Annotated in this window: 20 protein-coding genes; 9 read left to right on the forward strand and 11 right to left on the reverse strand. The window is 74.3% G+C overall.

Features of this window, described 5'->3' with window-relative positions:
* Nucleotides 1-13: 13 nt before the first annotated feature.
* From J5Y05_RS05290 to J5Y05_RS05300, 3 genes are all read right to left on the reverse strand, one after another.
* Nucleotides 14-1,096 (reverse strand): FecCD family ABC transporter permease, encoded by a 1,083-nt coding sequence (locus tag J5Y05_RS05290; RefSeq protein ID WP_307853706.1) that lies wholly within the window; start codon nucleotides 1,094-1,096, stop codon nucleotides 14-16.
* Entirely contained in the window at nucleotides 1,093-2,151 is a 1,059-nt protein-coding gene (locus tag J5Y05_RS05295; RefSeq protein WP_307853707.1) for a FecCD family ABC transporter permease, read from the reverse strand. Before J5Y05_RS05295 ends, J5Y05_RS05290 begins: the two co-directional genes overlap by 4 nt.
* A gap of 148 nt (nucleotides 2,152-2,299) precedes the next feature.
* Nucleotides 2,300-3,112 (reverse strand): helix-turn-helix transcriptional regulator, encoded by an 813-nt coding sequence (locus tag J5Y05_RS05300; RefSeq protein WP_210868568.1) that lies wholly within the window; start codon nucleotides 3,110-3,112, stop codon nucleotides 2,300-2,302.
* Between the two features lie 217 nt (nucleotides 3,113-3,329).
* On the opposite strand from J5Y05_RS05300, the gene J5Y05_RS05305 reads away from it, so the two are divergent.
* Both J5Y05_RS05305 and J5Y05_RS05310 read left to right on the forward strand, forming a co-directional pair.
* On the forward strand, nucleotides 3,330-3,662 hold the full coding sequence (locus tag J5Y05_RS05305; RefSeq protein WP_210868570.1) for a hypothetical protein: 333 nt from the start codon (nucleotides 3,330-3,332) through the stop codon (nucleotides 3,660-3,662).
* A 1-nt stretch (nucleotide 3,663) separates the two neighbouring features.
* Nucleotides 3,664-4,680 carry a tyrosinase family protein gene (locus J5Y05_RS05310; protein ID WP_210868572.1) on the forward strand — a complete coding sequence of 339 codons (1,017 nt, stop codon included), beginning with the start codon at nucleotides 3,664-3,666 and terminating at the stop codon, nucleotides 4,678-4,680.
* Nucleotides 4,681-4,842: 162 nt separating this feature from the next.
* Here J5Y05_RS05310 and J5Y05_RS05315 read toward each other — a convergent pair whose 3' ends face one another.
* The 4 genes from J5Y05_RS05315 to J5Y05_RS05330 form a co-directional block, all read right to left on the reverse strand.
* Nucleotides 4,843-6,615, reverse strand: coding sequence for an ABC transporter ATP-binding protein (locus J5Y05_RS05315; RefSeq protein WP_210868575.1), 1,773 nt, complete (start codon nucleotides 6,613-6,615; stop codon nucleotides 4,843-4,845).
* Nucleotides 6,612-7,337, reverse strand: coding sequence for an iron-dependent transcriptional repressor DtxR (locus tag J5Y05_RS05320; protein WP_210868577.1), 726 nt, complete (start codon nucleotides 7,335-7,337; stop codon nucleotides 6,612-6,614). Before J5Y05_RS05320 ends, J5Y05_RS05315 begins: the two co-directional genes overlap by 4 nt.
* Nucleotides 7,334-9,163: an ABC transporter ATP-binding protein gene (locus tag J5Y05_RS05325; RefSeq protein WP_210868579.1), complete on the reverse strand. Its 1,830-nt coding sequence runs from the start codon at nucleotides 9,161-9,163 to the stop codon at nucleotides 7,334-7,336. Before J5Y05_RS05325 ends, J5Y05_RS05320 begins: the two co-directional genes overlap by 4 nt.
* A 179-nt stretch (nucleotides 9,164-9,342) precedes the next feature.
* Nucleotides 9,343-10,239, reverse strand: coding sequence for an alpha/beta hydrolase (locus J5Y05_RS05330; RefSeq protein ID WP_210868581.1), 897 nt, complete (start codon nucleotides 10,237-10,239; stop codon nucleotides 9,343-9,345).
* A 119-nt stretch (nucleotides 10,240-10,358) separates the two neighbouring features.
* Here J5Y05_RS05330 and J5Y05_RS32155 point away from each other — a divergent pair, with 119 nt between their 5' ends.
* Nucleotides 10,359-11,405 carry a PucR family transcriptional regulator gene (locus tag J5Y05_RS32155; protein ID WP_210868583.1) on the forward strand — a complete coding sequence of 349 codons (1,047 nt, stop codon included), beginning with the start codon at nucleotides 10,359-10,361 and terminating at the stop codon, nucleotides 11,403-11,405.
* 27 nt (nucleotides 11,406-11,432) lie between these two features.
* On the opposite strand, the gene J5Y05_RS05340 is transcribed toward J5Y05_RS32155, so the two are convergent.
* The gene (locus tag J5Y05_RS05340) at nucleotides 11,433-12,071 is read right to left on the reverse strand and encodes a TetR/AcrR family transcriptional regulator (RefSeq protein WP_210868585.1); all 639 of its coding nucleotides are present in this window, start codon (nucleotides 12,069-12,071) and stop codon (nucleotides 11,433-11,435) included.
* Between the two features lie 154 nt (nucleotides 12,072-12,225).
* Between J5Y05_RS05340 and J5Y05_RS05345 the strand changes: the two genes are divergently transcribed.
* The 4 genes from J5Y05_RS05345 to J5Y05_RS05360 all read left to right on the forward strand — a co-directional run bounded on the left by J5Y05_RS05345 (nucleotide 12,226) and on the right by J5Y05_RS05360 (nucleotide 15,559).
* The gene (locus tag J5Y05_RS05345) at nucleotides 12,226-12,675 is read left to right on the forward strand and encodes a hypothetical protein (RefSeq protein WP_210868587.1); all 450 of its coding nucleotides are present in this window, start codon (nucleotides 12,226-12,228) and stop codon (nucleotides 12,673-12,675) included.
* 340 nt (nucleotides 12,676-13,015) lie between these two features.
* Nucleotides 13,016-13,219, forward strand: a complete 204-nt coding sequence (locus J5Y05_RS05350; protein ID WP_210868589.1) for a cold-shock protein — start codon at nucleotides 13,016-13,018, stop codon at nucleotides 13,217-13,219.
* 331 nt (nucleotides 13,220-13,550) lie between these two features.
* Nucleotides 13,551-15,047: a DEAD/DEAH box helicase gene (locus J5Y05_RS05355; protein WP_210868592.1), complete on the forward strand. Its 1,497-nt coding sequence runs from the start codon at nucleotides 13,551-13,553 to the stop codon at nucleotides 15,045-15,047.
* A 197-nt stretch (nucleotides 15,048-15,244) separates the two neighbouring features.
* Nucleotides 15,245-15,559: an SCO5918 family protein gene (locus J5Y05_RS05360; protein ID WP_210868593.1), complete on the forward strand. Its 315-nt coding sequence runs from the start codon at nucleotides 15,245-15,247 to the stop codon at nucleotides 15,557-15,559.
* Between the two features lie 86 nt (nucleotides 15,560-15,645).
* Here the strand turns inward: J5Y05_RS05360 and J5Y05_RS05365 are convergent, their stop codons facing one another.
* Nucleotides 15,646-16,005 (reverse strand): GvpU-like protein, encoded by a 360-nt coding sequence (locus tag J5Y05_RS05365; protein ID WP_210868595.1) that lies wholly within the window; start codon nucleotides 16,003-16,005, stop codon nucleotides 15,646-15,648.
* A 114-nt stretch (nucleotides 16,006-16,119) separates the two neighbouring features.
* Here J5Y05_RS05365 and J5Y05_RS05370 point away from each other — a divergent pair, with 114 nt between their 5' ends.
* The gene (locus J5Y05_RS05370; protein ID WP_210868597.1) at nucleotides 16,120-17,334 is read left to right on the forward strand and encodes a helix-turn-helix domain-containing protein; all 1,215 of its coding nucleotides are present in this window, start codon (nucleotides 16,120-16,122) and stop codon (nucleotides 17,332-17,334) included.
* Nucleotides 17,335-17,570: 236 nt separating this feature from the next.
* On the opposite strand, the gene absR1 is transcribed toward J5Y05_RS05370, so the two are convergent.
* Nucleotides 17,571-18,650: a beta-glucuronidase AbsR1 gene (gene absR1, locus J5Y05_RS05375; RefSeq protein ID WP_210868599.1), complete on the reverse strand. Its 1,080-nt coding sequence runs from the start codon at nucleotides 18,648-18,650 to the stop codon at nucleotides 17,571-17,573.
* Between the two features lie 96 nt (nucleotides 18,651-18,746).
* On the opposite strand from absR1, the gene J5Y05_RS05380 reads away from it, so the two are divergent.
* The gene (locus J5Y05_RS05380; protein ID WP_210868601.1) at nucleotides 18,747-20,645 is read left to right on the forward strand and encodes a LuxR family transcriptional regulator AbsR2; all 1,899 of its coding nucleotides are present in this window, start codon (nucleotides 18,747-18,749) and stop codon (nucleotides 20,643-20,645) included.
* A 21-nt stretch (nucleotides 20,646-20,666) separates the two neighbouring features.
* On the opposite strand, the gene J5Y05_RS05385 is transcribed toward J5Y05_RS05380, so the two are convergent.
* Nucleotides 20,667-23,300, reverse strand: a complete 2,634-nt coding sequence (locus tag J5Y05_RS05385) for a CHAT domain-containing protein (protein WP_210869715.1) — start codon at nucleotides 23,298-23,300, stop codon at nucleotides 20,667-20,669.
* Between the last annotated feature and the right edge of the window lie 107 nt (nucleotides 23,301-23,407).

Here is a 23,407-nt window from a genome sequence, read left to right on the forward strand (position 1 = left end):
GGGGGCGTGGTGGTCACAGACGTTTCCTCGCCTCGTGGACGAGGAGCCAGATCAGGTACCCGCCGCCGATGACCACCGTGACCGTGCCCACCGGCAGCATCGCGGGAAGGGCGTGGAGGGCGACGTGATCGGACGCCGCGAGCAGCGCCGCCCCCATGAGCGCGGCCACGGGCACGGAGACGCCCGGTGTACGGGTGACGCGGCGTGCGATCTGCGGCGCCGCGAGCGCCACGAAGGAGATCGGTCCGGCCGCGGCCGTGACGACCGCGATGAGCCCGACGGAGAGCAGCATCAGCGTGAGGCGGGCGGGTTCGACGCGGACACCCAGCGCCTTCGCGGCGTCGTCGCCGAGTTCGAGCTGCCGCAGCGGCCGGGAGAGCACCAGCGTCGCGGCGAGGAGGAGCAGGACGAGGAGGCTGCCGATCCCGGTCTGCTGCCACGTCATGCCGTTCAGCGAACCGGCGCCCCAGACCGCGGCCACCAGCGCGGTGTCGAGGTCGGCGGTGAGCGTCAGCCAGGTGTTCAGCGAGCCCAGCGTCGCCGAGACCGCGATGCCCACGATGATGAGCCGGAAGCCCTGCACCCCGTGTTTGAAGGCGAGGAGGTAGACGACCGCCGCCGCCGCGACGCCGCCGATCAGCGCGCCGGCCGCGACGTCGAGATAGGTGCCCCCGAGAACGATGATCACGACGAGCGCGCCCGTGTAGGCGCCTGCCGAGAAGCCGAGGATGTCGGGACTGGCCAGCGGATTGCGCGTCAGGGACTGGAAGACGGCTCCGCTCGCCCCGAGGCCGGCACCGAAGGTGATCGCGGCGAGGGTGCGCGGCATCCGCCACTCGACGACGACGGTGCGGGTGAAGTCGTCCACCCCGGAGAAGAGCGCGTGCCCGACCTGCGAGAGGGTCAGCGGATACTCCCCGCTCACGAGCCCCAGCACTCCGATGGCCAGGCAGACGATCACGAGGACGAGGCTCACCGCGACGGCGCGGACGTCGAAGCGGAGCCATACGCCGCGCGCGTTCCGGCGCAGCACCCGGCGCCCGAAGTCCACCCGGGCGGTCGGCGCCGTGGAGGGGCGGGGAGACGAGACGTTCACAGGCCGCTCACCTTCCTCCGGCGGATCAGCACGATCAGTACCGGAGCGCCCACCAGCGCGGTGACGATCCCTACGGGAATCTCCGCCGGCCGCATCACGATCCGGCCGGTGATGTCCGCGACGAGCAGCAGCACCGGGGACAGGGCGAGCGTGTAGACGAGAATCCAGCGCTGGTCGGGGCCGACCATCCACCGTGCGACGTGCGGCACCATGAGGCCGACGAAGCCGATCGGGCCGGCTATCGCGGTGGCGCCGCCGGCCAGCAGCGTCACGGCGATGATCACGAGGACGCGGGTGCGCAGGACGTTCGCGCCGAGCGCGGCGGCCATGTCCTCGCCCAGCGCGATGGCGTTCAACGGCCGCGCCGTGAGGAGGGCGATCACGAGGCCCGCGGCGAGGAAGGGGAGTACGGGCCACACCAGGTCCAGGCTCCGTCCGACGACGGAACCGGCCCCCCAGTTGCGCATCTTGTCGAATGCCTGGGGATCGAGGAGCGTCAGGGCGCTGGTGAGACCGCTGAGCACCGCACCGAGGGCGACGCCCGCCAGGACGAGGCGCAGTGGGTCCGCACCGCCCCGGCCGGCGGCTCCGATGGCATAGACCGCGATCGTCACGATCAGGGCGCCGGCGAACGCGAACCACACGTATCCGGAGATCGACGCGACCCCGAACGAGCCGATTCCCAGGGCGACGGCGAAGGCGGCACCCGAGTTGACGCCCAGGATGCCCGGATCGGCGAGCGGGTTGCGGGTGAGTGCCTGGATCAGCCCGCCGGCGACGCCGAGCGACGAGCCGACGACGATCGCGATCACCGTGCGGGGGATGCGCAGATCGCGGATCACGAAATGGTCCTCGACGTCGGCGGGGGAGAACACCGCCTGCCAGACCACGGAGAAGGCGATGTCGCGCGATCCGATGACGACACTGAGCACGGTGACGACCGCCAGCACGGCGAGGATGACGAAGAGCACGAGCGTGCGGGAGGCGTTGCTGCCGGCGAGGCCCCGTGGGGGTCGTGCGTCGACCCCCTCGACGGAGCGTGTCGGGACGGACATCATCGGATGGGTACTCCAGATCGGGCCGAATCTGCGGGCGAGGGTGATCGCCGGGCATTCGCGTTCGACGCTACGGTGATCCCGCCGAGGCGGGCGGACAGACGATGTCTCGTTCAGGACAGCGCGGGAGCGCTTCCCGTCCTGTCGCTCACAGGCGGCCGGCGAGGTCACCGGGTGTGTGGCCGACCGTCTTGCGGAACGCCGCGACGAACGCGCTCGTGGAGCCGTAGCCGACGCGCCGGGCGACGACCTTGACGCTCGATCCGTCGGCGAGTTGGCCGAGGGCGGCCCGCATGCGGACGAGTCGTCGCCAACGGGCGAAGCTCATCGCCACCTCGGCGGCGAAGGCACGGGTGAGGGTGCGGGAGGTCATGTTCAGCAGCACCGCCCACTGCTCCAGGGAACGGTCGTCGGCGGGGTCTCGCAGGACGCTCTCGACGAGGGGCGCCAGTCGCCTGTCCCGGGGAAGCGGGACGTCGAGCTGGGTCGACTCGGTGATCTCCAGCATGTCGATGCAGACCTGCTGGGCGCGCATGCGCTGCTCGGCGGTCATCGGCGCGTACTTGAGGTGCATGAGCAACTGCCGCACCGCGGGGATGACGCTGACGGCGACGGGGCGGTCCCACGTCTTCCGCCAGGAGTCGGGGGCGAAGTACGTCGCGCGTACCTCGGTGTGATCGCGTGTCGAGCCCTCGTGCTCCATGCCGGCGGGCACCCACAAGCCGACCCCCGGCGTCACCGTCCACTGCCGGCCGTCGGCGAACATGGTCACGACGCCTCGGTCGGACCAGAGCAGTTCGTGCTCCGCGTGCCGGTGCGGCGGCCAACTGATCGCCCGCTCCGGCTCGTACACGCTCGTCGTGAGAAGGAAGGGGCGGGGGACCGCCCGGTCGGTCGCGGAATCGTTTCTTTCCAGGATGGGCGGCGGGGAGAGCAGCGTCATGAGAACCTCGGGAGGCAAGAAGTTAGGTAAGGGTAACCTAACCTAAATTCGCCGGGTTCGGGATGGTGGCCGCTCGATCGGTGCCCGCCCGTACCGGGCGTGTGGGCGGGAAAGGCTGACTGTTCAAACAGAGTTCCGAAAAATGGACAGGTGGAGCCGGACCTCGGAAGGTGGAAAGGAAGGGGCGTTCACATCTCACGCCCTCCTCCGATCCCCCCCCACGAGGAGGCCCGTCATGGCATCAGCCACCGGCCCGGAGAAGACCGAGGCCGTCGCCGCGACCGAAAGCCTGGGAAGCGAACTGGCCGAATCGGTCCGGCCGCGCGGCGAGACTCCGCCGGCCCCGGCCCCGTCCGTCAGTACGGCCCGGCACGAGGGCCACGAGATCATGGTCACCACCACGTACGAGGTCGTCGTGGACGGCCGGCCGGTGACGGCCCGGCTGCACGTGGACGACAGCGGCATGGTGTCCAGCCCCGGCCTGCCCTACCACCGGTTCGCCTCGGCGCTGGACGCGGTCCGGGTCCTGGTCTCCACCTATCCCGGCGACTTCCGGGGAGGCACCTGAGATGGCCCCCGTGACCCGGAAGAACGTCCTGCGCGACCAGAAGTCACTGAACGACTACGTGCGCGGTGTGGGCCTGCTCAAGCAACGCCCCTCAGGCCGGTACACCAGCGAATTCAACATTCCCGGCCCCATGGAGCCGATCAGTCTCTACGACATCTTCGTCCTCTGGCACATCCTGACGGGCGACAGCGCGATTCCGCCGGGCGGCGACCCGATGCGCCGCAATCAGGCCCACCGCGGGCCGACCTTCCTGCCGTGGCACCGGCGGATGCTCAACCTCTTCGAGGCGAACCTCCGGTTCGTGCTCAATGACTCCGCCTTCGCGCTGCCGTACTGGGACTGGACGGCGGACGGCGACAGCGGCTCGCCGTTCGACGCGCCGGTCTGGCGGCCCGGGTGCATGGGCGGGCAGGGCGACCCGGTGTCCAGCGGCCCGTTCGCCTTCCACGCGAACGACCCGAATACCTTCAGCGTCCACATCGAGACCGACGCCGCCGGGAACCCGTCCCAGCCCGACCGACCCCGGGGTCTGGTACGCGACTTCGGACGGAGCGAGCCGGACGGCTGGCCGACCCTGCCGACCAGCGGGGACATGAAGGCCGCGCTCACCTACCGGCCGTCCGGTCCCCACCCCAAGCCGGAGGACGGGTACGACACCCTCACCTACGACGTCGACTCGGACGGCTTCCGCAGCCGGGTCGAGGGCTGGCTCCCGGCGTCACGCCCCTGGATGCACAACCAGGTCCACATGTGGGTGGGCGGCGACATGGTCCCGATGAGTTCCCCCAACGACCCGGTCTTCTACCTGCACCACTGCAACGTGGACCGGATCTGGGAGGCCCGGATCGAGCGCTACGACGGCCGTGTCTACGCACCGGACATGACCGCGCCGGCCGACCCGTACCTGGGCATCAGGATCGACGATCAGCTCGGGCCTCCCGCGGCCGCCGGCGACACGCCGAGACGGATGCTGGGGTGGGTCTCCAGCGAGCACTACGTCTACGACACGCTGCCCTGAGGCCGGCGAGCGCCACGGACCGGGGCCGGTTCCGGAGGATTCCGGAACCGGCCCACGGTCGTTCCCGGGGCAGGGCGCCCCGCGCCCCGGCACCCCCGCGCCCCGGCGCCCGGGAGGGCGGTACGGAGGTCCGCCGCCGAGTCCGCCGACCCCGTCACCGCCTCACCGGAGGTCTGCCTCCGGCGCCGGGCCCGGTGCCGAGCCCGGGGCCGGTCCCGTGGCCGGGCCCGTCGCCGGGACCGTGGCGAGGGCCCAGAAGCGGGCGTACCGGCCGCCCTGCCGCAGGAGTTCGTCGTGGCTGCCGTGCTCCACGATCCGGCCGTGGTCCAGGAAGGCGACGCGGTGCGCGCGTTGGACCGTCCGCATCCGGTGCGCGACCATGATCACCGTCCGGCCCGCCGTCAGCCGCTCGATGCCCTCGTGCACCGCCGCCTCGTTCCCCGGGTCCAGCGCGGAGGTCACCTCGTCGAGGAGGACGACGGGGGCGTCCTTCAGCAACGCCCGTGCGATCGAGACCCGTTGGCGCTCACCTCCCGAGAGCCGGGCCCCGCCCTCCCCGACGTGGGCGGCCCAGCCGCCGGGCAGTCGCGCGATCACCTCGTCGAGGCGGGCCGCCGACGCCGCCGCCCGTACCTCCGCCTCGTCGGCGTCGGGACGGCCGAGCCGGATGTTCTCCTCGATCGTGCCGTCGAAGAGGAAGACGTCCTGGAAGACGATGGCCGTCCGGGCGAGCAGTGCTTCCGTGCTGATCGCGCGGACGTCGACACCGCCGAGGCGCACCGCGCCCGCGTCCACGTCGTGGAACCGGGCGAGCAACTGCAACAGGGTGCTCTTCCCCGCCCCCGACGGGCCGACCACGGCGAGCCGCCGGCCCTGCGGCACGGCGAGCGACAGGCGGTCGATCACGGTGCGGTCCCCGTGCCGGAAGGAGACCGAGTCGAACTCCAGGTCGTGGCGGGCCGGCAGGACCGGCTCCCCGGGCTCCGGCAGCGGTTCGGTGGCCAACAGCTCGTCGAGCCGAGCCAGTTCGAGCCGGGCCCCGCGCAGGCGTCCGGCGATCTCCGTGAGCGAGAGCAACGGGTCCGCAGAGCGCGCGGCGAGCACCAGGAGCGCCAGGAGCTCCGCCGTGCCGATCCTCGCGCCGAGGGCGAGATGGGCACCGAGCACGAGCACCCCGGTGAACATCGCCTGCACCACGAGCGTCAGGGAGACCGCGCCCGGCAGCGCGGCCAGCGTCGCGCGCCGGGACGTGCGCCGGACCTCCCGCAGCGCGTCGTCGAGGAGGCGGAAGCGTTCGGTGGTCCGGCCGCCTGCCCGCAGGACCGGCTGGGCCTGGAGGTACTCGACGACGCGCCCGGTGGCTTCCTCGTCGTTGACGTGCCGCTCCTCGTCGGCCGCGGCCGTCCAGCGCGCCGCCCACAACTGGACCACCGCCACCAGCGGTACGGCCGCCAGCGCGACGAGGCCCAGCCGCCAGTCGTACGCGAGCATCACCACGACGATCGTCAGGGGGGTGACCAGGGCGGAGACGAACGGGGCGAGCAGATGGGCGATCACCCCCATCGCCTGGAGGACGCCCTGCCCCGCCAGGGTGGACACCTCGCCCACACGGCCCGCGCTGAACCAGCCGAGGGGCAGCCGGGCCAGGTGATCGCCGAGCCGGTGGTACATGCCGCGCAGCAGCGCGGTCCCGGTACGGAACCCGGACAGGTCGCCGAGGAAGCGCAGTACCGCGTAGACCGCGACCGCCGCCCCGAAGGCGGCCAGCCAGGGCCGGGCGTCCTGCGGTGTGCCGCCGAACAGGGCCCGCAGCACGGGGACCAGCAGGGCGTAGGAGAGCCCCTCGACGACCGCGGTCGCCGTCATCAGGGCGAGGGTGCGGCGTACCGGCCCGGCGTGTTCGGTGCCGAGGACGCGCAGCAGCGTGCGGATCATGCGAGGTCGCCTCCTCGTGGCGTTCCGGTCCGGGGTTCCACGAAGATGTGGTCACCGAGTCCGTGGGGGATCGTGGCCGGCTCGTGGCCCCGCACGCGCACCGCGTTCTCGCCGGCCGTCACCGCGATCTCGTGACGGGGCCGGATGCCGGCGCGGGCGAGCCGCAGGAGGACCGAGGGGTCGTTCTGGAGGGGTTCGCCGATGCGGACGACCGTGACCGTGGTCTCCACCGGGGTGGCCGCGCCGGTCAGGGTCAGGACAGGGAAGGGGACAAGGGCAGGGCCGGGGCCGGTGCCGGTGCCGCCCCCGCCCTCCGTGGGGATGGGGCTGCCGTGCGGGCAGGTCGCGGGGTGGCCCAGGAGTTCCGTCAGCCGCCCCGCCACCGCGTCGGACATCACGTGCTGCCACCGGGATGCCTCGATGTGCACGTCCTCCCAGCGCAGCCCGATCACGTCGGCGAGGAAGCACTCGGCCAGGCGGTGCCTGCGCATCACGCGGACGGCCTGTCCGCGGCCCGGCCCGGTCAGCACCAGCCGCCGGTCACGCGCCACCAGCACCAGGCCGTCGCGCTGCATCCGGGCCACGGTCTGGGAGACGGTCGGCCCGCTCTGCCCGAGCCGTTCGGCGATCCGCGCGCGCAGCGGCACCACCCCGTCCTCCTCCAGTTCGACGATGGTCCGCAGGTACATCTCCGTCGGATCGACCAGCCCGTGCGCCCTCATGACCGTTCCCTTCGGCCGGGGTCCGTGCCGTCGGCCGGCGCCGGGCCATGTGCCTCCCAGAAGTGGGCGAACTCGCCGCCCCGGGCGAGCAGTTCGGCGGGCGGGCCCTGTTCGACGACCACGCCGTCGGCCAGCATCACGGCGAGGTCCGCGTCGGCGACGGTCTCCCGCCGGTGGGCGATGACCAGGACCGTACGCTTCCCCTCCAGCGAGGACAGGGCCCGGCGGACGGCCAGTTCGGTCTCCGGGTCGGCGAAGGAGGTCGCCTCGTCGAGCACGAGGACGGGGGTGTCGGCGAGCAACGTCCGTGCGAGCGCGATCCGCTGGGCCTCACCGCCGGAGAGCCCCGCGTCCTCCCCGATCACCGACGCGTAGCCGCGGGGGAGCCGGAGAATCCGTTCGTGGACCCCGGCCAGCCGGGCGGCGCGTACGACGGCGGCGTGGTCGGCGCGCGGCACCGCGAGCGCGATGTTCTCCGCGACCGACGCGCGCAGCAGCCGTACGTCCTGGAAGACGCACGACACGGTCCGGTACAGCTCCGGGCCCGCCACCCGGCGCAGGTCGGCACCGCCGAGCAGCACGGAACCGCGCGTCGGGTCGGCGAACCGCAGCAGCAGCCGCGCCAGCGTCGACTTCCCGCTTCCGGAGGGTCCGACGAGCGCGGTGACGGTCCCCGGTTCGAGGACGAGGTCGACGCCGCGCAGCACCTCGCGTTCTCCGTCGTAGCGGAAGTGGACGTCGCGCAGTTCCACCCGGTGTCCGCGCGGGAGGTCCGGGCGCGCGGGCTGCGGCAGCGGGGGCACGGCGAGCACCTCGCGGATGCGGCCGACCGCGCGCCCGGCGGCCTGGAGGTCGTCGAAGCCGTGGCCGAGCGCCGCCACGGGGGCGGTCAGGCCGAGGCCGAGCAGCAGGAAGGGCAGCAGATCGGCCGGGTCGAGTCCGCCGTCCGTGATGAGGACCGTGCCCGCGGTCAGCACGACGAGGAGGACGAACGGCGGTGAGAGCACCAGTTGCATGGCCGCCGCCGGGCGGGACAGACCGTGCACCCACCGGTCGAAGGTGGAGACGAAGGCGTCGGTGGCCGTGAGGAACCGGCGATGGGCGCGCGCGGACCCGCCGTACGCCTTCACCACCGAGATGCCCTGGACGAACTCGATGACGGAACCGGTGATCCGGCCCATGGCGGCGTCGAGTTCACGCTGCTCGCGCAGCCGCACCGGAGTCATCATCAGGGGGACCACCGCCACGGCGAGCGCGACCGGGGCCAGCGTGATCAGCGTGAGCCGCCAGTCGACGGCGAACAGGTACGCGAGCGACACCAGCGGCACCACGAACGCGGAGACCAGCTCGCCCGGAGCGTGGGCGATGAACGGGTGGACGGCGCTCACGTCCTCGCCCACCAGCCGGGCCAGCTCGCCCGTCCGACGCCGGGAGAGCCAGTCGAGCGGCACTTGCCCGAGGCGCGCGGCCAGTTGACGGCGGAAGGAGAGCTGCACGCGGCCGTCGACCAGGTGCCCGACGCCCTGCGAGGCGGCCGTGAGCACGAGCTGGACGAAGAGCCCGGCCGCGCCCACCGCCACCGTGGCCCAGACGTGGCCGCGGTCGGGCGGCCCCGGCGACAGCAGCGTACGGCCCAGCTCGACCACCGCGAGGAGCGGTGCGAGCCCTGCCACGGCGCCGACGACCTGGAGGAGCACGACGAGCGCGAAGGGCCCGGCGTGGGGGCGGAGCAGTGGGGCCAGGCCCGGTCCCGGCGCGGCGGCGGAGCGGGGCGGTGAGGTGTCCTCGGCGTGCTGCCCCGCCGGTGCGGGGTCGGTGGTGGTCATGGCCCTCTTCTCTCGTCCGGCTCGTCGTGCGCGGACACACCGGCGCTCACGCCGGGCGCGTCCGTCCGTCGGGGTCGGTCGCGCGGTGACCCGGGGGTCTCGGCTTCCTCGCGGGCACGGGGCCGGACGGCACGGTCACCGCCGCGGCGCCCGGCACGGGACCGGCCGGAGGGGGCCACTCATTCCGCCAGGGCGCGGCGCAGCACGGCGCCGAGTTCCGTGAACTGCCGCTGGGAGACCTCGGCGGACAGGATCGCCAGCGACCCGTGGAACGTGCCCGGCCACTGGTGCAGCTCGACCGGGACGCCCGCCCGCAGCAGCCGCATCGCATAGGTGATGTCGACGTCGCGGTACGGGCAGAACTCGGCGCTGGCGATGAAGGCCGGAGGCAGACCGGCCAGGTCGTCGGCGCGGGCCGGAGCGGCGTACGGCGTGGCCGTCGCGGAGCCCAGGCAGTGCCGCCACGCCGCCGCCGCGTGCTCGTGTCCGCCACCGATCGTCTCGATCAGCGGCCCCGTCGACCACTTCTCCCGCCGGTCGTCCAATCCCGGCTGGTTGAGCAGTTGGAAGCAGATTGCCGGGCCGTTCTCGTCCCGGGCCCGAAGCGTCAGCGAGGCCGCGATGGCCGCACCGGCGCTGTGCCCCCCGACGGCGATCCGCTCCGGGTCGACGCCCAGTTCGGCGGCGTGCCCGGCCGCCCAGACCAGGACGGCGTACGCGTCGTCGAAGGCGGCCGGGAACGGGTGCTCGGGGGCGAGCCGGTAACCGACCGAGATCACCACCGCGCCGGAGAGCGCCGCGAGCCGGGCGGCCCACGGATGCTCGGTGTCCAGATCGCCCATGACCCACGATCCGCCGTGCAGCCAGACGATGGCGCCCCGCGCCTGGTGCGGGCGGTAGATCCGCACCGGCACGTCCGCACCGGCGGCCACGGTGCGGTCCTCGATCTCCAGTCCGGTGGTGTCCGGCTCCGGGGCGGCTGCGGCCCGCGCCGCGTAGTTCCCGCGATCGGCGACCGGATCGGTCAGGTCGGTGTGCGGGATGAGCGGGACGAATGCTTCGAGCTCGGGATTCATGCCGGTCATTCTCACGGCCCCGCGCGCCGGGACCATCCGCCAACTGTCGGTCATCCGCGGCGTATCGCGCGCCGGTCGGCGCCCTCCTGCCCGCGGCCTTTCGGCCTTATGCTCCTCGGATGCAGGCAATGTCCGAACGGCTGTCGGACCTGGACTCCCACGTCCAGGGCGCGATCCGTGTCGTCACCTTCTACGACACCCTGATGCGCCGGCGGGTCGATCTGCCGGCGCTGGCCCGCTCCTCGGCGGGCCTCGCGGCGTGCGTCGTCGGAATCCGGCTGCACGGCACGGGCCGGGTCACCCGGCTCGGCCCCGACGGGCGGGACGCCCCCGGGGAGGCACGGCCCCCGTCCAGCACGGCGCCGATCACCCTCGACGACGAGGAGATCGGCACCGTCTGGCTCGAACGCCCCGGACGGCCCAGCCCGCTGGACGAGGTGCTCCTGGACCGGCTCGCCATCGCCGCCGCGGCCGTCGTCGAACGGTACGGACCGGCCCGTACCACCATGGCCGACCCCTCCCTCGTCGAACTGGTCGTCAGCTCCGGCAGCGACGAGGCGGCCCGTGCCAGGGCGCTCAGGCTCCTCGGGTTCTTCGCCGACCGGCCGGTCCACGTCGTCGCCGTGCACTCCCGCCTCCCCCTCGACCAGGTCTGCGCGCTGATCTGCCCGGCCCGTCCGGTGAAGGCGGCACCACTGGCCGACGTGGGCGTCATCCTGGCCACGACCGTGGACCGGGCCGCCTTCCCGGAAGGCGTACGGGCGGGCATCGGCGCGGCGGAGAGCCCCGACCGCTCCTGGCAGCAGGCCCGCACGGCGCTGCGCTTCACCACCCCGCGCCGGCCCGCCGTCCACTACGGCGACCTGGGGGCCCTGGCACTCCTGGCCCACGTGCCGCCGGACCTCGTGCGGGACAACGCCGACGTCGCCGCGATCGGCCGCCTGGCCGAGAGCCGGGAGGACCTGGACACCCTGGACGCCTACTGCGCCACGGGCTCCCTGCGCCGGGCCGCCGAACGCCTCCACCTGCACCACAGCAGCGTCGCCCGGCGCCTCGACCAGATCGGGAAGGCGCTCGGCTTCGACCTCACCGAACCCTCCGGACTCCTGCGCGCGGGTCTGGCCCTCACCGCCTGGCGCCTGCTCACGGACGACCGGCCGCGGTGACCGGCGGCACGATCCGGAAGAAGGGCCCTACGGGCGGTCCGGCGCCGCCCGCCTCCTGATCCCGTCGAGCACGGTGCCGAGCATCCGGTCGAACTCCGCCGTCGAGCCGAAGTCGGTCATCAGGGGGGTGAGGGCGGCCATGGCCGGGTACACGGCGGCGTCGAACGCGGGCACGGCGCCGGGCTCCTCGATGGTGCGCGCCAGCAGGTGCCCGTTGAGGAAGCCGAACAGGACCATGGGCGCGTCCGCGACGGCCTGGTCGGGCACTCCGGCCGCCCGCATGGCGGTGACCAGCCGTTCCAGGGCGGAGACGGCCACCGCCGAGGTCTGGGCGCGGGTCACCAGCAGCGGGAAGATCCTGGGGTGCCGGTAGGCCATCGCCCGGTACTCGTGCGCCGTCCGGCGGGCGATCTCCTCCCAGCCGGGGGACGTGTCGTCGTCCGGGACGGCCGCCACCTCGGCGAGCACCGCCTCGGAGACCGCGTCCAGCAACGCCGCCTTGCCCTTGACGTGGTGGTAGATCGACATCGGGTCGACGCCCAGTTCCTGCGCGAGCCGCCGTACGCCGAAGACCTCCAGGCCGTCGCGGTCGATCAGTGCGACGGCCGCGGCGGCGATCCGCCCCCGGTCGAGCCCCGCCGACACGCCCTGGGTGCGTCTGGCCACATCCACTCCCTCTCCGCAGCCTGCTCCTTGTCAAACCTACAGTGTAGAAACTACCGTACGAAGCGTAAACCTACGGCTTAGGTTTCGGCTGTGGGTCCGCGCGTCCAGTGCTCCCGCCTCCCTCACCGGCCGAGGCGACAAGGAAAGGTTTCCGATGACGGACTCTCGTCAGGATCGACGGGTCGTCGCGGCGGTGTACGCGGGCCTCGTGCTCACCGGCATCGTGACGATCGCCCCGTACGCCGACCGTGCCACCACCCATCTGCTGGCCGACCACATCCGGGCCGGGTATCCCGCGTACGGCCAGGCGCGGGTCGACTCGGCCGTCACCACCTATCTGGTCCTGCTCTCCGTGGTGGGGGCGCTCGGCGTCCTCGCCTGGCTCGGTACGGCGTGGGCCGTCCGCGCGGGCAAGCCGTGGGCCCGGCCCGCCGCGACCGTCCTGTTCGTGCTCGGCCTGAGCGTCGCGCTGACGGGGCTGCTCACCAAGGACACGTCCGGCGACACCGGCCTGCCGGCGGCCCTGGGCTGGGCCGGGATGGCTCCCTGCCTGGCCGGCGCGGTGGTGCTCGCGCTGCTGTGGCGAAGGCCGCGGGCCGTGTGAGCCCGGCCCCCGGCACGGCGGCGCCCCCTCCGGAGCCGGGCGCCGCGAGCGCGGAGATATCTGTTCCCGTGAGGTGAGATTTCAGTGGGCTCCCGCTTGCAGGTTCATTACCGCAACGGCCGAAGCGGAATTATTTACCACGCGCCGGCCGTTGCCACGTGCTACTGTCGTTGCTGGTTGCAGTTGTGGTTCCCGAAAACCTCAGATGCGTTTCAGCCGGCCTCCGGGCCCGCTGGGGGCATTTTTTGTTGTTCCGGTCTTCTCCGGTAGGGGCAATCATCGCGGCGACACGGTATCCACACGGTGTGGGTGCCGGTGCACTGCCCCGAAGGAGAGTGACATGGCCACTGGTACCGTGAAGTGGTTCAACGCGGAAAAGGGCTTCGGCTTCATCGCGCAGGACGGTGGCGGCCCCGACGTGTTCGCCCACTACTCGAACATCGCCGCCACGGGTTTCCGTGAGCTGACCGAAGGCCAGAAGGTGAGCTTCGACATCGGTCAGGGCCAGAAGGGCCCGACGGCCGAGAACATCGTCTCCGCCTGACCCGGTTGACGCTGACGCAGACGTGTGGCTGGGCCCGTATCCTCAGGGGTGCGGGCCTCAGCCGCGTGCACCGCACGGCGCGGCTCCCCAGGGGCTCCCCGGGCAGGTGCGCGCCCCCGCCAGGAGACGGACGCCCGCCTCGGCCGCGCCGCCGACGACGCTCCGGACGGCATCTCCCCCCTCGCGCCCGCCCTTCTCGGCGCCGGCGCCCGCGTGCACCGCACGCGATCGCATTCCCTCTCGCATTCCATTCGGCCCCTTCTCGCAATTCTCGGTACCGGAACTCACCGCGGGAATTCCTTGATGTGCGCCGCAACGAGGAAGGTTCCGTATGAACCGCACCCGCACGAACAATCGCTTCTCCCGTACCCGTAACGGCGGAACCGGCTCCGGAAAGGGCGGCGGCCGGTTCGGTTCGTCGTCGGCGCCCCGTTCCGGCGGACAGAACGGGTCCCGTGGTCACGGCCGCCGGCCCGCCGCGGCATCGGGTGAGTTCGCCCTCCCCGAGACGATCACCCCCGCGCTTCCCGCCGTCGAGGACTTCGCCGATCTCGACCTGCCCGCGGAGATCCTGGCCGAGCTGGGCCGGCAGGGCGTGACCGCGCCGTTCCCGATCCAAGCCGCGACGCTGCCGAACTCCCTCGCGGGCCGTGACGTCCTGGGCCGGGGGCGCACCGGTTCCGGCAAGACCCTCGCCTTCGGGCTGGCCCTGCTGGCGCGTACGGCCGGACAGCGCGCCGAGCCCCGGCAGCCGCTGGCCCTGATCCTCGTACCGACGCGGGAGCTGGCGCAGCAGGTCGGCGACGCGCTGACCCCGTACGCCCGCTCCGTGAGGCTGCGGCTGACCACGGTCGTGGGCGGTATGTCCATCGGCCGGCAGGCGAGCGCGCTGCGCGGCGGTGTCGAGGTCGTCGTCGCCACGCCCGGACGGCTCAAGGACCTCATCGAGCGCGGCGACTGCCGGCTGGACCGGGTCTCCGTCACCGTCCTGGACGAGGCGGACCAGATGACCGACATGGGCTTCATGCCGCAGGTCACCGCGCTGCTCGACCAGGTGCGCCCCGACGGTCAGCGGATGCTGTTCTCCGCCACGCTCGACCGCAACGTCGACCTGCTCGTACGGCGCTACCTGAGCGACCCCGTCGTGCACTCCGTCGACCCGTCGGCCGGCGCGGTCACCACGATGGAGCACCACGTGCTCCAGGTCCACGAGGACGACAAGCGCGACACGACCACCGAGATCGCCGCCCGCGACGGCCGCGTGATCATGTTCCTGGACACCAAGCACGCCGTCGACCGCCTCACCAAGCACCTCCTGAAGAGCGGGGTGCGGGCCGCCGCGCTGCACGGGGGCAAGTCGCAGCCGCAGCGCACCCGTACGCTGACGCAGTTCAAGAGCGGGCACGTCAACGTGCTGGTGGCGACGAACGTCGCGGCGCGCGGCATCCACGTCGACAGCCTCGACCTCGTCGTCAACGTCGACCCGCCGACCGACCACAAGGACTACCTCCACCGCGGCGGACGTACGGCCCGCGCCGGAGACTCCGGCAGTGTCGTCACCCTGGTCACCCCGGACCAGCGCCGTGCCATGACCCGGCTCATGGCCGCGGCCGGCATCGTCCCGCAGACCACGCGGGTCCGCGCCGGCGAGGAGGCCCTGCACCGCATCACCGGCGCCCAGACCCCCTCCGGCGTCCCGGTCGTCATCACCGTGCCCGCGGCCGAACGTCCCGAGAAGCGCGGTGCCGGCTCCCGAGGCCGGCGCCGCCCCGCCCCGGCGTCCCGTCGCGCCCCCCGGCAGCGGTCCTCCTCCGAGTCGGCGGCCTAGCTCCCTCGTGGCCGGGTGGCCTCCTCGCAGCTCGGGAGGCACCTGGCGACACCGGTCCGGACGCGCGGCGGGCACCCGGTCCCTCACCGGCCGCCCGGGACGCTGCCACGACCCACGGCAGCGGTCGCGCTCCGGACCCGCCCGCCCGATCCCGCCGAACCGCCCGGTCCCGTCTTCCCTTCTCCCTGTGAGGCACCATGCGCTGTGTCATCGCCCGCTTCCCCTTCGACCTGACCAAGGGCGGCGTGCTGGAAACCATGAAGGGCGTCAAGCCCGAGCCGATCACCCATGAGTTCATCGTCATCGGCCGCCGTCAGTTCCCCGCCAAGCAGGTCGGGCAGGTCGTCACCCGCCAGGACCGCCGCGACTTCAGCATCGCCGAGGTCGTGCGGGCCATGACCCAGCTCGGCTTCACCTGCGGCACCCTTCCCCCGGCCGAGCCCGAGCCCCAGGCGGTGACCGGCTCGTACGAGCGGGCCTCCGCGCTGCTCGGCACCCCTCCGGCGCCCTGACCGGCCGGACGGACTCCGAAGGAAACGGTGAGGGCCCGGCCGGCGGATGCCGGCCGGGCCCTCGTCCGTGGGGCGCGGTGTCGAGGTCAGTGGTCGGAGTAGCTGAAGTCCCCCACGGTCCAGGCGCTGACGTCCTCGATCGCCACGCGGTACATCCCGCCCGTCTCGGGGATGCCCACGGCGCCCTGCAGGATGCGGGCGACGTGGAAGTGCAGGTGCGTGGGCGGGCCCTCCTTCTTCACGGGGGCGTCGAAGACGGCGGAGAACGCGCTCAGTTGGGCGGAGTTCTCCAGCACCTCCGACACCCTCTGCCGCCATACGGACTCGGGGGCCAGGCGACCGGTGATGACGGCACCCCCGATCACCACGGTCAAGGACATCCGACTGCTCTTCCCGGACTCCACGAGGGCGGCGATGTCAACGATCAGCTCGTCAGGCTTCGGCATGGCAGCGCATTCTATGCACCTCCCCACCCGATCCCCCGCCCGGCCTCCCACCCCCGGTTACGGATCGGTCCGGCGAGCGGGGGAGCACGCCGAGCGCGGGCGTACCGTGGCGGCGTGGCAAACGAAGACCTCGGACGCACCCTGCGCCGCCTGCGCCGTCTCGCCTCCCTCACCCAAGAGGAGCTGGCGGAGCGCGCCGACGTCTGCGTCGACGTGGTCCGTCAGCTCGAACAGGGACGCAAGCACTCGGCACGCCTGCCGACCCTGCACGCGCTGGCGAACGGCCTGGGCGTCGAACTCACCACGCTCCTCGGCGATCCGCCCGCCGTCGCCTCGACCGGCGAGAGCGACGGTCCACGCTTCGTGGCCGTGCGCCGTGCCATCATGCCCGTCCTCCGGGGGCCGGAACCGACACCGCCGGCCGACGGCTTCTCACCGGAGCGGCTGCGCGAGCGGATCGCCGAGGGCTGGACGCGGTACCACGAGGCGGAGTTCGACACGGTGATGGCGGCGCTGCCGGAACTGATCACCGACGCCCGCTCCGCCACCGTCGCGGACGGCGACGACGAGCGGGCCGCGGGCTTCGCGGCGCTGGGCAAGGCGCTGCAACTCGCCGGCCACGTCGCCGTACGCATGGGCAAGACCGATCTCGCCCTGACGAGCCTGGAACGTGCCGCCGACGCGGCCGGCCACTCCGGCGACCCGCTGCTCCTGCCGATGATCGTGAACTCCATGGCGTGGACGTACCAGCGGCAGGGGCGCCTGGAGGACGCGCTGGCCGTGGCGCTGCGCGCCGCCGCCGACGTGGCGGACGGGGGCCTGGACGGGACCGCCGACGGGCTGAAGGTCTGGGGAGCGCTGACGATGAGCGCCGCCACGTCGGCCGCGCGGAGCGGCGACTACGCACGCGCGGCGGCCATGATGGAGACGGCGGAGAAGCAGGCCGCCCGGGTCTCCAAACTGCCCGACGGCGGCGACAACCGCATGGTCAGCGTCTTCAGCCCGTCCTCCGTCCGCATCGAACGCGTCCGTCTCGCCGTGCAGTACGGACACCCGCAGGACGCCCTCGCGCTGGCCGAGGGCGCGCGGCTGAGCAAGGACACCCCGCCGTCCTGGCGGACGTGGCTGCTGCTGGACGTCGCCCGCGCCCATACGGACATGGGGGACGCCGCGGGGGCCGTGAAGACCCTGGAATCCCTGCGCCGGGTGGCACCGGCCTGGACGCGGCACCACACCCTCGCCGTGGCCATCGTGCGCGACCTGTGGACCCTCCCCCACCACCCGCCGGGACTCCGGCCGTTGGCGGAGTTCCTGGGGGTCACCGAATAGCGTGCGGAAAGTAGGACGCGACGCCTCGGGCTCGTCGGCCGGGGCACGGACCCGGTTCGTGGACGTCCGGGTCGCCGGAGCGGCTTGCCGTGGTGTGGCGTGCGTGCAGGTGCGCGGTCGGCCGTGGTGGCCCGGCGGGGCCGCAGGCTCGTTTCCCTCCCCCGGAGGCTACGTGCCTGCGGCCCTTTCCGGCGCCGGTGTGCCGCCGGTTCCGGCCGGGTGCGGCGGGTGTGCCGTCACCAGCACATGACCGCCGTCTCGCCCGCGCCCCACGAGGAGTACAGGCGCACCCGGACGACATAGCGGCGGCCCCTGACGAGCCGCACCCCGAGCGTCGCGTTCCCGGGCGTCCCCCCGTCGTCGTGCCCGGCGAGGTAGCGGGGCTCCCCGTCCCGCTCCTCGAAGACCACCAGCACCGCGTCGCTGTCGCCGAAGGTCCCCACCGTGTACGTACGCGTCTGCGGCGGATCGAGGCGGAAGTCGGCCTGCTCGCCCGGCCCGAGCCCCAGCGGCACCGAACGGAACGGCACCAGCGGCCCCGGCCGGCGCAGCGGCGGATACCAGCGCAGCGCGAACTCCTTGTCCGCCGCCGACAGCGTCCCCGGCGACCGCAGTCCCGCCCGGTAGCGCTCCGGCTCCAGTATCAGCCCCGCCGGGAACGCGTACTCCATGATGGACAGCGGGTCCCACACCGGGGAGTTGACCTCGTCCGCGTCGAGCCGGCGCAGGATGTTGTCGTAGGTCCGCTCCCGGCCCCAGTGGTTCGGCGGACCCGCCAGCTCCGCGTAGACCGCCTCCTCGTCCCAGAGCAGACCGGCGTACGGGCTCTGGTGCTCGTGCAGCATGCCGAGCGCGTGCCCGATCTGGTGGAGGGCCGTGGAGCGCTCCCCGGACGCGGTCAGGTCCCAGCCGAAGTTCATCGTGGGGTCGTTCAGCCCCACCCGCAGCGCGTCCTTGCCCACCGCCGACCAGGACCCGTCGTCCGGCCGGAAGCCGATCCGCAGCTCCGCCTCGGCCCGGTCGCCGACCTCCCGCAGTTCCAGGCCGATCCCCAGGTCCCGCCACTCCGCGAAGCAGTCGCGGACCACGTCCCGCTGGGCCCGCGCCCCCGCCCACGGCTCCCGGCGCGGCCGGCCGGTCCCCGGCATCGGCACGACGGAGGCGTCGGTGTCGGCGCCGAGGAAGCAGTAGTGCAGCACCGTGCCGTTGGCCCACATCCGCTGCCCGCCCACGAGCGCGGCGATCCGCTCCGCGGCCACGCCCGGCGCGAACGCGGGAGCCGGCCGCGGCGCGAGCGAGCAGTACCGTGCGGTCATGGCCCCCAGGCTGCCGTGCCGCCCGCGCCGGGCGCCTGAGTCGGGGGCTACTCAAGTCGCCCTGTATCAGGGGTGAGCAGGGCGACTCCTGTTGCTGTGAGGACTGAGGCGCGGGACGCGACGACCCCCGAGACACCCTGGAAGTTCACCGGACGCGGGGCCGAACTCGACCTGGTCCGCCGCTCCGTGGCGGCCGGACGCCCCGGCATCGCCGTGACCGGACCCGCCGGGCGCGGCAAGACCCGGCTGCTGACCGAGGCCCTGCGCGGCACCGACTTCGCTCGCGTCGCCGGGACGCCGGGCGCGCGCGGGATCGCCTTCGCCGCCTTCGCCCACCTGCTGCCCGACTCCGTCACCCTGCACCGCGCCGTACGCCTCCTGTCCGGCGTACGGCTGCTGCTCGTGGACGACGCGCACCTGCTCGACGACGCCTCGGCCGCCCTCGTCCACCAGCTCGCCGTGCACGGCCGCACCCGCCTCGCCGTCGCCGCCACCACGGAGGGCGAGGTGCCGGCGGCCGTGTCCCGGCTCTGGTCCGGCGAACTGCTGCCCCGCCTCCTCCTGGAGCCCCTGCCGGCCCCGGAGACGGCCGGCCTGCTCACCGAGGCCACGGGCGCCGCCCTGGAACCGCTCACCGCCCTGCGGCTGCACCGCCTCGCCGACGGTGACCTGCGGCTCCTGCGTGATCTGCACGCCGCCGTGCTCCGGCACGGGCTGCTCGACCCCGTCCCCGGCACCGAGGAGCGGGCCTGGCGGGGCCCGGTGCCGGTCACCACCGCCGTACGGGAACGCGTGGCCCCCGTACTCGACCGCCCCGGGCCCGGGGAACGGGAGACCCTCGAACGGCTCGCCTTCGCCGAACCCCTCCCGCTCGACGCCGGCGCCCTCGGCCCGCGCACCCTGGAGCCCCTGGAGGCCGCCGGCCTGGTCCGCGTCGACGACCGGGGCGCCGCCCGTCTCGCCCACCCCCTGCACGGCGCCGTACTGCGCGCCGCCGCCGGGGGGCTGCGGGCCCGGCGGTTCGGCGGCGCCCCCGACCGGTGCGGGCCCGCCCTGGCGGCGGAGCATGCCGCGCTGCTCGGACGGATCGAGCGGGCCGACGTACGGGAGGCGGCGGCGCCCGTGGGGGAGTGGCTGGCGGGGGAGGGGCTGCCGGTGCCGGGTGCGTACGCCGCCGTCCGCGCCCGGTTCGCGCGGCTGCGGGGGCGGTTGCGGGAGGCCGCGTCCTGGGCGCGCGAGGGGCTGCGGGAGGACCCGGCCGACCCGTCCTGCCGCGCCGAACTCGCCCTGGCCACGGCCCAGTGCGGCGCGGTCCCGCCGGGGGTGGCTACGGGGGACCGGCGCCCGGCCGAGGCTCTCGCCCCGCGCGCCGAGGCCGCCGTCCCCGCACCCCGCGCCGAGCCCGCCCCCGCCGTCCCCCAGGCGGGCACCGCCCCCGCCGTCACCGTCTGGGCCGCCGCCGCGCGGGGTGACCTCGATCTCGCGGCCCGTGAGGCGCCCGACGGGGACCCCTACGACGCCGTCCGCCTCGGTGTCCCGGAACGGGCCACGGGCCGGCTCACCGGCGTCTTCGCCGACCACGCCGACGCCCTCACCCGCGGCGACGGACCCGCCCTCGACCGCGTCGCCGGGGAGCTGGAACGGCGCGGCTTCCTGCTCTACGCCGCCGAGGCGCGCGCCCAGGCCGCCCGCGCCCACCGCGACCCCCTCGCCGCCCGCACCGCGCGCACCCGCGCCGCCGCCCTCGCCCGGCGGTGCCAGGGCGCCCGTACCCCGGCCCTGTCCGGAGTGGCGCTCGGCCAACTCACCGCCCGTCAGCGCCAGATCGTCACCCTTGCCGCGGCCGGCCTGAGCAACCGGCAGATCGCCGAGCGGCTCACCCTCTCCGTCCGCACCGTCGGCAACCACCTGTACGGCGCCTACACCCGGCTCGGCGCGGGCGACCGCACGGCCCTGTCCCGCCTGGTCGGCCTGCTCGAGGGACAGCCCGCCTGACGGCTCACCCCGCCTGACGGCTCACGCGGCGCCGAAGGCGCTGAACGCCCACCCCGTCGCCTGGTGCAGCGCGTCGCCCGGCAGCGCGGCCCGCGCGTCGCGCAGCGCCTCCGCCAGGGAGAGCCCGGCGTCGAGCCCCTTGTGCAGCGCCAGCATCAGCGGGACCACCGCCGCGTCGTTGACCGGGGCGCTGCACGCCACCACCCCGGCGGTGCCGAGCGGCAGCAACGCCGTCACCAGGCCCAGCAGTTCGTCGGCGCCGACGGTGGCGAACCGCGCCGTGTCGCAGCAGGACAGGATGATCCGGTACGGGCTGCGCTCCAGGCGTTCCAGATCGTGCGCGATGAGCGGCCCGTCCGCCATCCGCAGCGAGGAGAACAGGGGACTGTCGGCCCGGAAGGTGCCGTGCGCGGCGATGTGCGCCAGCGCGGCCCCGTCCAGCTCCCGCAACACCCTCGGCACCCGCGCCGCGTCCCCCTCCAGCACGATCCGCCGCCCGGCCGGAGAACCGCCCCGCCCCGCCTCTCCACCGTCCAGTGCCCCAGGACCCCCGAACCCGCCACCCCGGCCCGCGAGTTCCGTCACCTCCGCGCCGCCGCCCGCCAGGCCGGGGCCGCGGACCAGGACCTCGCTGCCGCCCGGCGGCGGAGCCGTGTCGTGGGCGCGGAGCCAGCTCGTCGCCGACGGCGAGACGCTGAGCACCCGCTCCCGCAGCGCGGGCAGCAGCGCCCACGGCACCCGGTGCAGCCGGGCCGGCGGCACCACCACGACCGGGCCCGAGCCCAGCCGGCCCGCCACCGGGCCGAGCAACAGCTCCTGGAGCCGCCGCCCGGCCGCCTCCACCAGCGGCAGCCGCGCCTCCGCCCCCGGATGGGCCAGCCGCCGCAGCCCCGCCTGGACGTGCTCGGCCTCCCGCTCCGCCTCCGCCAGCAACCCCGCCTCGTACCGCCGTACCCGGCCCCGCCCGCACAGCAGGACGTGCACCCGGCCGTCCAGGACGACCAGCTCCACCAGGCGTACGCCGTCGCCCAGTTGTTCCAGCAGCCGGCCGACGTCGAAGCGGTCGCCGCCGCCGGGCGCCTCGCCCCGCATGTGCAGGGTCCGCGACCTGATCTCCCGCTCCAGCCGCCGCTGTTCCCGCTCCAGGACGGGCACCGGACGGCCACCCTCCCGGCGGGCCTCCTCCGCGCGGGCGGCGATCTCCCGGAACGCCGTCATACCGCTGAGCAGCACCGGATCGGCGGGCGGCCGGGCCGGCGGCGCCGACAGCACCGTCGCCCGCCACCGTTCGCTCCACACCAGCAGCCGCCGCGGCCCGCCCGAGGCGAGGCTCGCCCGCTGGGCCAGCGCCGCCAGTTCCGCGCCCTGCGCCGTGGCCCGCGCCCGCAACTCCGAGGCGCCCAGCGTCATCCGGTGGTCGTCGAGCACGTCCAGCCCCCGCCGGCACGCCTCCAGCACGCCCCGGTGCGAACCGGCCGCCCGCGCCCGCAGCGCCTGCGCCGCCCAGCCCGTCATCCGGGCCAGCGGCGGCCCGGCCCGGCGGCTGCGCGCGGCGACCGCCAGATGCCGTTCGGCGTCCGCCGTCCACCCCAGTTCCAGCGCGATCCGCCCCGCCAGCAGCGACGCCTCCGGCGCGGCCGGTGCCCCGGCGGCGGCCAGCCGCCGCGCCACCGCCGCCGCGTCCGCCACCAGCCGCCCCGATCCGCGTCCCGCCGCCCGCCGCGCCTCCGCCAGCACCAGCCGGGCGTGGCTCTCGTACCAGGTGCGGCGCTGCCCGGCGAAGAGCCGCACCGCGAGCGCCGCGCGGGCGATCGCCGCCTGCGGATCGTCCGCCAGCCGGGCCGCCCGCGCGGCGACCAGCAGGAGTTCGGCCTTGCGGGTGGACTGTCCGCCCATGCCGTCCAGCGCGGTGATCGCCCCGTCCGCCTCGGCCAGCGCCTCCGGCGCCAGCCCCGCCGCCATCAGCACCTCGCAGCGCCGGATGGTCAGCATGAAGGTGGGCGTGCCGAGCTTCGCGTACCGTTCCTCCGCCGCGTCGAGCAGCCGCAGCGCCGCCGGCACGTCGCCCGAGCGGAACGCCGCCAGCCCCCGGCTCTCCACCGCGTCCGCCTTGTCGTGCTCCTGGCCCGTCGTGTCCCACAGGGCCTCCGCCGCCGTGAAGTCCGCCTCCGCCCGCTCCACCGCGCCCAGCGCCAGGTGCACGGTGGCCCGCAGGGTCAGCGCCCGCGCCGTCCAGATCACGTCGTCCGCCTGCCGCAGCACCGGGATCGCCCGCCGTACGTCGTCCAGCGCCTCGCCGTGCCGGCCCAGCACCCACCACACGTACGCCCGCCGGAACAGCACCCGCGCCCGGGTGTGCCCGGTGCCGCGCGCCACGCCCCGCTCGAACGCGGCCAGGCCCTGCCGGGTGCGTCCCGTGTGCACCAGCGCCACCCCGAGCGTGGCGAGCACGTCCGCCTCCCGTTCCGGCGACTCCGCGCGGGCGGCCAGGTCGCGGGCCCGGCGCAGATGGGCCAGGGCCCGCCGGGTGTCCCCGAAGTCCCGCTGCCAGATGCCGATCACCTGGTGGGCCACGGAGGCGTGCAGCGGCGGCGGACCGGAGGCGAGGACCTCCTCGGCCCCGGCCAGCGCCTCGCCGGGCGCGGCGAACACCATCGGCAGCAGCCGCAGGACCGTATCGTCGTCAACAACCGCCGTCACACTCACGGATGGTAGTGCTCCGCCCCCGCCCCCCACAGGCGCGAGCCTGTATCAGCCCGGCC

Source organism: Streptomyces tagetis, assembly GCF_018069565.1.
Taxonomy (GTDB): Bacteria; Actinomycetota; Actinomycetes; order Streptomycetales; family Streptomycetaceae; genus Streptomyces; species Streptomyces tagetis.